Origin of the sequence: Alcanivorax sp. (assembly GCF_002733835.1) — a bacterium.
Classification (GTDB): domain Bacteria; phylum Pseudomonadota; class Gammaproteobacteria; order Pseudomonadales; family Alcanivoracaceae; genus Alcanivorax.
The window spans coordinates 119,927-127,122 of sequence record NZ_NVWY01000007.1; the positions used below are offsets into that span (position 1 = coordinate 119,927).

Below are 7,196 nucleotides of genomic sequence, written 5' to 3' on the forward strand. Positions count from 1 at the left end.
AAACGTTCACCGCCCCACTCTATTCATTGAATGAAACCGGATTACACCACCGACCGGCCAAAGACGCCCGGCACCGGGTTAGGAAGTGCTCGCCGCCCCTGCTAGACTGCGCCGCCTCGCGGTAGACTCAGAGCACGCCCGGTGGAGGCACCATGAACCCGTTATTCAACCCCATTGTCTGGTCCGTATTGATCCTGATGGGCCTCAGCCTTGCCCGCATGAATGTGGTGCTGGCGTTACTCTGCGCCGCACTGGTGGCAGGACTGGGCAGTGGACTGGAATTGCAAAGCACGCTTTCCGCCTTCACTGACGGCCTGGGCGACGGTGCCAATATCGCCCTCAGCTATGCCCTGCTGGGGGCTTTTGCCGTGGCCATCGCCCGCTCCGGCATCACCGAATGGCTGGCCGGGCGCATCATCGAAAAACTTGGCCGCTCGCCGGATCCCGGCCAGCTACGCCGCATTCGCACCCTGCTGCTCACCGTGCTGCTGGCGGCCGCGATCATGAGCCAGAACCTGGTGCCCATCCATATCGCCTTCATCCCGATTCTGGTGCCGCCCCTGCTGGAAGTGATGCACCAGCTGCGCCTGGATCGCAGGCTGGCCGCCTGCATGCTGACCTTTGGCCTGATCACCCCTTACATGGTGTTGCCAGTGGGCTTCGGCAGTATTTTCCTGCACACCCAACTGGGGCCCAGCCTGGCCAAGGCCGGCCTGGCGCTGCCCAACGACACCTTGCCCCTGGCCATGCTACTGCCCGCTACCGGCATGCTGGTTGGCCTGCTGCTTGCCATATTCCGTTACCGTAAACCCCGCGACTACCGGCCCGTACAGCTACCCGGTGAAGAACAGCACGCCCCTCTCTCGGTACGCAACGTGGTCGTCGCCGCCCTGGCACTGGCGTCCGCACTGGCCCTGCAGCTTTACAGCGATTCCATTATTCTCGGCGCACTGGTCGGCTTTCTGGTGTTTACGGCGGGTGGCGTGGTGCCCTGGGGGGACTCCCAGGATGCCTTTACTCAGGGGGTCAAAATGATGTCACTGATTGGCTTCATCATGATCGCCGCTAACGGTTACGCCTCTGTGGTGAATGCCAGCGGACAGGTTCCCGTATTGGTGGAAGCGGTAACCAGTGGCTTGCAAAGCCCGCCTATCGCTGCCGCGCTGCTGCTGTTGCTTGGCCTGTTCGTGACTCTGGGCATTGGTTCGTCCTTTTCCACCATTCCCATCATCACCACTCTCTACGTACCGCTATGCCTGGCGCTGGGTTTTTCTCCGCTGGCCACGGCAGCGCTGGTAGGCAGCGCCGCCGCCCTGGGTGATGCGGGATCCCCCGCCTCCGACTCCACTCTTGGCCCCACCGCCGGGCTGAATGCGGACGGCCAGCACGACCATATTCGCGATACAGTTATCCCAACTTTCCTGCACTACAACTTGCCGCTGATTGCCGCCGGGTGGCTGGCGGCCATGGTGCTTTAAACAGGCGATGCCCAAGCGATAACGCAATAAAAAAGGCGCCATTGGCGCCTTTTTTATTTCACTCAAGCGGACTATTGCCTTACCCCATCGCATCTTCTTCTGCTTTCAACTTACGATATTCAATCGGGGTCATCCCCACCCAGCGTTTGAATGCACGGTAAAAGGTCGAAGGCTCGGAAAAGCCGGTGAGGTAGACAATTTCATCGATGGATTCATCAGTGCCGGCCAGCAAACGTTTAGCCAAACGGCAGCGGTAATCGGCCACCAGCTGGTTGAAGTTGGTGCCGGCATCCGCCAGGCGAGTACGCAACTGGCGCGCCTTGATTCCCAACCGTTCCGCCACCTCTTCCAGGTTGGCGTGACCGGATTCCAGCAGCTCACCAATCAGCCGGTTCACCTGAGCGACCAGATCCTGTTTTTCCAACCGGGCCACCTGCTCACTGGCAAGTTGCTCGTGCAGATGCAACAGCTCTGGTTCGTGATGGGCGGATGGCAAGGTCATCACCTTGGCATCGAAATACATGCCAACGCTGGGCATGTCGAATTTCACCGGGCAATCGAACAGACGCTCATATTCCAACTGATCCGCATGGCGGGCGTGGCCAAAATGCACCTCCACCGGTTCAAACGCATCATCGGTAACGAAGCGGAAAAACTTGATCACGCCCATCATCATGCATTCATTGAGATGACTGAGACGATGACTCCAGATCATTTGCTTGAGGAAAACCCGATCGCCTTCCTCGAACAATTCACCCTGGGCGGCATCGGACAACAAGCGCTGGTAATCCAGCGCCCGCTTCAAACCTTCACCAAAGGTAGGACTGGAAAGGAACAGGTACTCCAGCACCTGGCCCTTATAGACGGGAATATGTTCACCCAGATGCAACCCGATATGTTCATCGCCAGACACTTTTTCCAGCGCCTGCCAGAACCATTCCTGTGCATCATGGGGGGTACGCAGGTCAGGGACCTGCAAAATGGACTTGTCGAGTCCAACCTCCGCCAACACGGCATCGGCATCAATACCGGCTTTTACCATGGCCTTGTAGGCCATCCGTAACAGCACACCGGAATCCGTCATTTCTGCCATGCGTTGCCTTGTCCCCAATACAAAAAAAGCTACTCTCAGAATCACTGAGAGTAGCATAAGGATGGCAGGGCCGGAACCAGCGCAGGACCGGCCCGAACCAGGAGATCAAACCGCGCTGGAGCGATCAGGCAGCCTTGCGGTTTTCTGACTGCGGTTCACGGGCAAGGGACACCACTTTGGCTCGCAGACCGTTGAGCGGCCCCTTGCCACTGTCATCCTTGCTCTTGTTGGGCAAAGACAGCTTGAAGATCCGCTTCCAGACACTCAGCGACTGCTTCATGAACGACCCGGTGTTGTACGGCAGGCCATGTTTTTCACAGATGGCGCGCACTTCCGGGGCGATTCTCGCGTAACGATGGGCCGGCATGTCCGGGAACAAATGGTGCTCAATCTGGAAGCTCAGGTTGCCGCTCATCACGTGCATCAGGCGGCCGCCTTCGAAGTTGGCCGACCCCAGCAGCTGGCGAACATACCACTGGCCACGGGTCTCGTTCTCGATCACGGATTCCGGGAACTGTTCCACCTCTTCCGGGAAGTGACCATTGAAAATCACCTGGGAAGACCACAGGTTGCGCGCCAGGTTGGCTGCCACATTACCGGCAAACACGAAGGGGGCGAACGGACCGGCCAGGGCCGGGAACAGCAGGTAGTCCTTGAAGAGCTGCTTGCGCATCTTCTTCCAGGTCGGCTTGAACTCGGCTTTCAGCTCTTCCTTGGTCTTGGTCTTGTAGATCAGGTAGTCCTCCAGCTTGAGGCTCTGTACCGCCACAAAGTGCTGGAAGAAGGTGGCCAGAATGCCTGCCAGGATCGGGTTGAACAGGAAGCGCGGTTCCCACTCCTGATCTTCCGACATGCGCAGGATGCCGTAACCAATGTCATGGTCCTTGTCGAGCACGTTGGTGAAAGTGTGGTGCTCGAAATTGTGGGTCTGCTTCCAGGCCGTGTTGGTGCAGGTGTTGTCCCAGTCAAAAACCTTGGAGTTGATGGCCGGGTCACCCATCCAGTCGTACTGGCCGTGCATCACGTTATGGCCGATTTCCATGTTGTCCAGAATCTTGGAGGCAGACAGACAAGCCACACCGGCCAGCCATGCCGGCGGCAGGAAACCCGCCATCAGCAGGCCGCGGCCGGCCACTTCCAGACGACGCTGACGCTTGATCAGGGTACGGATATAGTTGGCATCTTCTTCGCCCAGGTCCGCCATTTCACGATTACGGATGGCATCCAGTTCCTGGCCAATAGTCTCGAATTGTTCGGCGGTCAAGTTGCTGAAAATACTCATGTGCTTTCTCCTTAAACCCGGTTTGAAGAATCGTCTTGTGACGCTTCGGTTTGGGTGAATCCGTTTAGATGTCCAGAGTCACCGTGCCCACCGGCACGCTGACGCAAATTTGAATGTCTTCTTCGCCACTGGTGATCTCACCGGTGCGGATATCGCGCACGTCGCCGGCCGTCTTGCGGCAGGTGCAAGCGTGACAGATACCCATGCGGCAACCGGATTCCGGGGTAAGCCCGGCGGACTCGGCCTGCTCCAGCAGGGTGGCGCCATTATTGATGGCCATTTTTTCGCTCTGAACAAAGCGCACTTCGCCTTCGGCGCTGTCGCTTTCGATCTGCGGCGCTGCCAGGGTGAACTGCTCCTTGTGCAGACGCTCTGCCAGGCCATCCTCTTCCCAGACTTTTTCCACCGCTGCCATCATCGGCGGCGGGCCACACAGAAAAGTAGTTGCCTGTGCAAATTCCGGCGCTGCAATGTACAGATGTTCACGGGAAAACAGGCCGGAAAGCTCATCCTGTTCACCCTCATCATTGAAGCAACGCACCAGGGTCACGTTGTCGTGAGTCCGGGCAATCTCGTCCAGCTCGCTGGCGTAGATCATGTCGGCGGCGCTGTTGGCGTAATGCAGGAAGGTGATCGGGCCACTGAAGCCTTCGTCACACAGGGTGCGCAGCATGGACATCACCGGGGTAATACCGCTGCCACCACTGATCAGCAGCACCTGCTCCGGGCGTTCTTCCGGCAGGGCGAATTCGCCGTCCGCCTGGGACAGCAACACCACGTCACCCACACTGAGTTGTTCACGCAGGTGACGGGACACAAAGCCGTTGGCGTGCACTTTGGCGGTCAGCTCGATGCAGCCGTCGGCGCGGTGCAGGGAGTTGGCCGGTGAGTAGCAGCGGGTCTGACGCTTGCCATCAATGGTGACGGAAAGCTGCACGAACTGACCGGGAACAAAGCCTTCCCAGTTATGATTGGGACGCAGGGTCAAGGTCACGCTGTCGTTGGTCAGGTAGCGCACGGCTTCTACCTTGGCGCGCACCTCATTAACGGACCACAGCGGATTGAACACTTCCAGATAACGGTCGACGCCGTGGGGATAGGAAAGAATATCCGCCACACGGGACTGCAGCAGGCGGGTCAGGCCTTGCTGAAAACGGCTGGAGGTCTGTGTCATTGCGTTCATTGGGTTCATCCCTGTAAGTGAACAGTTGTACGCATTATTCACAGACCCACAATTCAAGTCAACACCTGTACACTTAATTTTGCAAATACCTGCATTATCATGCAGTTACACATGTTTTTTGCGCACCAGTTGCATCACGGCCCCACAACGAGGAGAATTTACAGCGTAATTTTCAGGGTCTGTTGGTGCTTCAAGCCCACCCAGCCCCCGCACTTGCTTCTCCAGCCAGCCGAAAACGGGGCATGAGACTGCCGGTCGCGCTTAACCCAACGACCTGAAACCCAACGCAGAGGCAACCGGCAATGACCAAGGAAACCACCAGCAGATCGCGCAAGCCCAAACGCGGCCAGACCCGGGAAGCCTTGATGGCCGCGGCGCTGGAACTGGTGGTCAAGAAAGCCCCCTTTTCTGCCTTGAGCCTGCGCGAAGTCACCAAGAAAGCCGGCGTGGTCCCAACCGCCTTCTACCGGCACTTCCCGGACATGAGCGCCCTGGGCCTGACGCTGCTGGATGAATCTTTCCGCACCCTGCGCCATATGATGCGCCAGGTCCGCCAGGAAGAACTGCCCAATGAGCGCATGCTGCGCGGATCCCTGGAGGTGTACTTCAACTATGTCCGCAACAACCGCGCCCACTTCCTGTTCGTCTCCAAGGAACTGGCCGGTGGCACCCCCACCATGCGCAACGCCATTCGCCGGGAAATCCGCATGTTCACCAACGAGCTGGCCATGGACATGGCACGCTTTCCGTTTCTGAATCATGTCAATGCGGAAGACCTGCAAATGATGGCCGGGCTGGTGGTCAACAACGTCACCGCCCTGACCCAGGAAATGCTCGAACTGGAAGAAATTGATGAGACCGGTCAGCGAGAAGTGCTAATGACCGCCGAGAAACAACTGCGTCTGATTTACTTCGGCGTGGGCATGTGGCGCTCGGACAAGAGCAGTTCCTGAACGCATTTCACACTTTGCGCCCTTGTGCCACGCGCCTGTGCTTAACTCACCAGACTCCCTGTCTATACGGCCAATAGCGACTCCCCTGCCCTGCTCTATACTCTTTTGCATTGCCACCGTTGCCTACGTTGCAACGCAATCAACGGGAAAGGATTGAGTAATGAGTGAGGTCAAATTCCGCGAGCTGCGTAATTCACCACCCATGGTGATCAACTTCGCCAAGGCCGTATTGCGTGCCACCGTCAAACCAGGCAGCAACCCCACCCTGCCAGACGTGGGCCTGCGCCTGAATGACGTCTCCCTCGATGAAAAACATCTGGCCGCCTACCGCAAGGTGTGCGGATTTGCCGCCGACGGCAAGTTGCCCGTGACCTATCCGCACATGCACGCTTTCCCGCTGCATATGGCACTGATTCTCACCGACGGCTTTCCGTTCCCCGCCATGGGCCTGGTGCATGTGCGTAACAGCATCACCCAGTACCGCCCCATTGCCGAGCGTGAACAACTGAACGTGAAGTGTTTTCTGGGCAATTTGCAGAAAGTCGACAAGGGTTACGAATTTTCCATCTTCACCAGCGTGAGCACCGGTGGCGAGCGGGTCTGGGAAAGTGAATCCGTGAACTTTTTCCGCAGCGGTGGCGGGAGCAGCAGCAAGAAGAAAGACGCGCCCAAGCCGCAACCCGCCACTGACACCGTGGAATGGAAAGTGCCCGGGGATATCGGCCGCCGCTACGGCGCCGTTTCCGGTGACCGCAACCCGATTCACCTGTATCCGCTGTCGGCCAAATTGTTCGGCTTCAAGCGCCAGATCGCCCACGGCATGTGGTCCAAGGCCCGCTGCCTGGCCGAACTGCAGAACCAGCTGCCGGAAGACGCCTTCACCGTGGATGTGCAGTTCAAATTGCCCATGTTCGTGCCCGCCACCGTGAAGTTCGAGAACAAGCCGACCGACGGCGGCAGCGATTTCCGGCTGCTCGCCAAGGATGGCATCAAACCGCACCTGGCCGGCCAGATTCGCCCGGCGGAGTAATCTTCCGGCCCCGGCGTTTCTACACCCACCTGTAGGAGCGCCGCTTGAGGCGCGATTCGAACCTTGACGAAGGTTGTTGATGTAGGAGATTCTATGTTGTCCACCCCAGTCTTCATGAGGCAGGGGCCGGCTGATAGTCGGTGCCATTTTTCATGAGCGCGAAGGCGATACGAACGA

Annotated in this window: 6 protein-coding genes; 3 read left to right on the plus strand and 3 right to left on the minus strand. The window is 58.2% G+C overall.

Annotation, left to right across the window (positions count from 1 at the left end):
- The first annotated feature begins 152 nt into the window (after positions 1 to 152).
- Positions 153 to 1,478 carry a Na+/H+ antiporter NhaC family protein gene (locus COA55_RS06000; protein ID WP_290501019.1) on the plus strand — a complete coding sequence of 442 codons (1,326 nt, stop codon included), beginning with the start codon at positions 153 to 155 and terminating at the stop codon, positions 1,476 to 1,478.
- 79 nt (positions 1,479 to 1,557) lie between these two features.
- On the opposite strand, the gene COA55_RS06005 is transcribed toward COA55_RS06000, so the two are convergent.
- From COA55_RS06005 to COA55_RS06015, 3 genes are all read right to left on the minus strand, one after another.
- Entirely contained in the window at positions 1,558 to 2,571 is a 1,014-nt protein-coding gene (locus COA55_RS06005) for an AraC family transcriptional regulator (RefSeq protein WP_063520739.1), read from the minus strand.
- A 124-nt stretch (positions 2,572 to 2,695) separates the two neighbouring features.
- Complete coding sequence (locus COA55_RS06010; protein WP_290501020.1) at positions 2,696 to 3,853, minus strand: acyl-CoA desaturase; 1,158 nt, start codon at positions 3,851 to 3,853, stop codon at positions 2,696 to 2,698.
- A 64-nt stretch (positions 3,854 to 3,917) separates the two neighbouring features.
- Positions 3,918 to 5,036, minus strand: coding sequence for a ferredoxin reductase (locus COA55_RS06015; protein ID WP_290501021.1), 1,119 nt, complete (start codon positions 5,034 to 5,036; stop codon positions 3,918 to 3,920).
- Between the two features lie 302 nt (positions 5,037 to 5,338).
- Between COA55_RS06015 and COA55_RS06020 the strand changes: the two genes are divergently transcribed.
- Positions 5,339 to 5,989 (plus strand): TetR family transcriptional regulator, encoded by a 651-nt coding sequence (locus COA55_RS06020; RefSeq protein WP_063521521.1) that lies wholly within the window; start codon positions 5,339 to 5,341, stop codon positions 5,987 to 5,989.
- A gap of 160 nt (positions 5,990 to 6,149) precedes the next feature.
- Entirely contained in the window at positions 6,150 to 7,019 is an 870-nt protein-coding gene (locus COA55_RS06025; protein WP_063521520.1) for a MaoC/PaaZ C-terminal domain-containing protein, read from the plus strand.
- Positions 7,020 to 7,196 lie beyond the last annotated feature (177 nt).

What these genes read in the sequence shown, in the direction of transcription:
- COA55_RS06005 (WP_063520739.1), bottom strand. Translation starts at nt 2,571, where the DNA reads ATGGCAGAAATGACGGATTCCGGTGTGCTGTTACGGATGGCCTACAAG.
- COA55_RS06000 (WP_290501019.1), top strand. Translation starts at nt 153, where the DNA reads ATGAACCCGTTATTCAACCCCATTGTCTGGTCCGTATTGATCCTGATG.
- COA55_RS06010 (WP_290501020.1), bottom strand. Translation starts at nt 3,853, where the DNA reads ATGAGTATTTTCAGCAACTTGACCGCCGAACAATTCGAGACTATTGGC.
- COA55_RS06020 (WP_063521521.1), top strand. Translation starts at nt 5,339, where the DNA reads ATGACCAAGGAAACCACCAGCAGATCGCGCAAGCCCAAACGCGGCCAG.
- COA55_RS06015 (WP_290501021.1), bottom strand. Translation starts at nt 5,036, where the DNA reads ATGAACGCAATGACACAGACCTCCAGCCGTTTTCAGCAAGGCCTGACC.
- COA55_RS06025 (WP_063521520.1), top strand. Translation starts at nt 6,150, where the DNA reads ATGAGTGAGGTCAAATTCCGCGAGCTGCGTAATTCACCACCCATGGTG.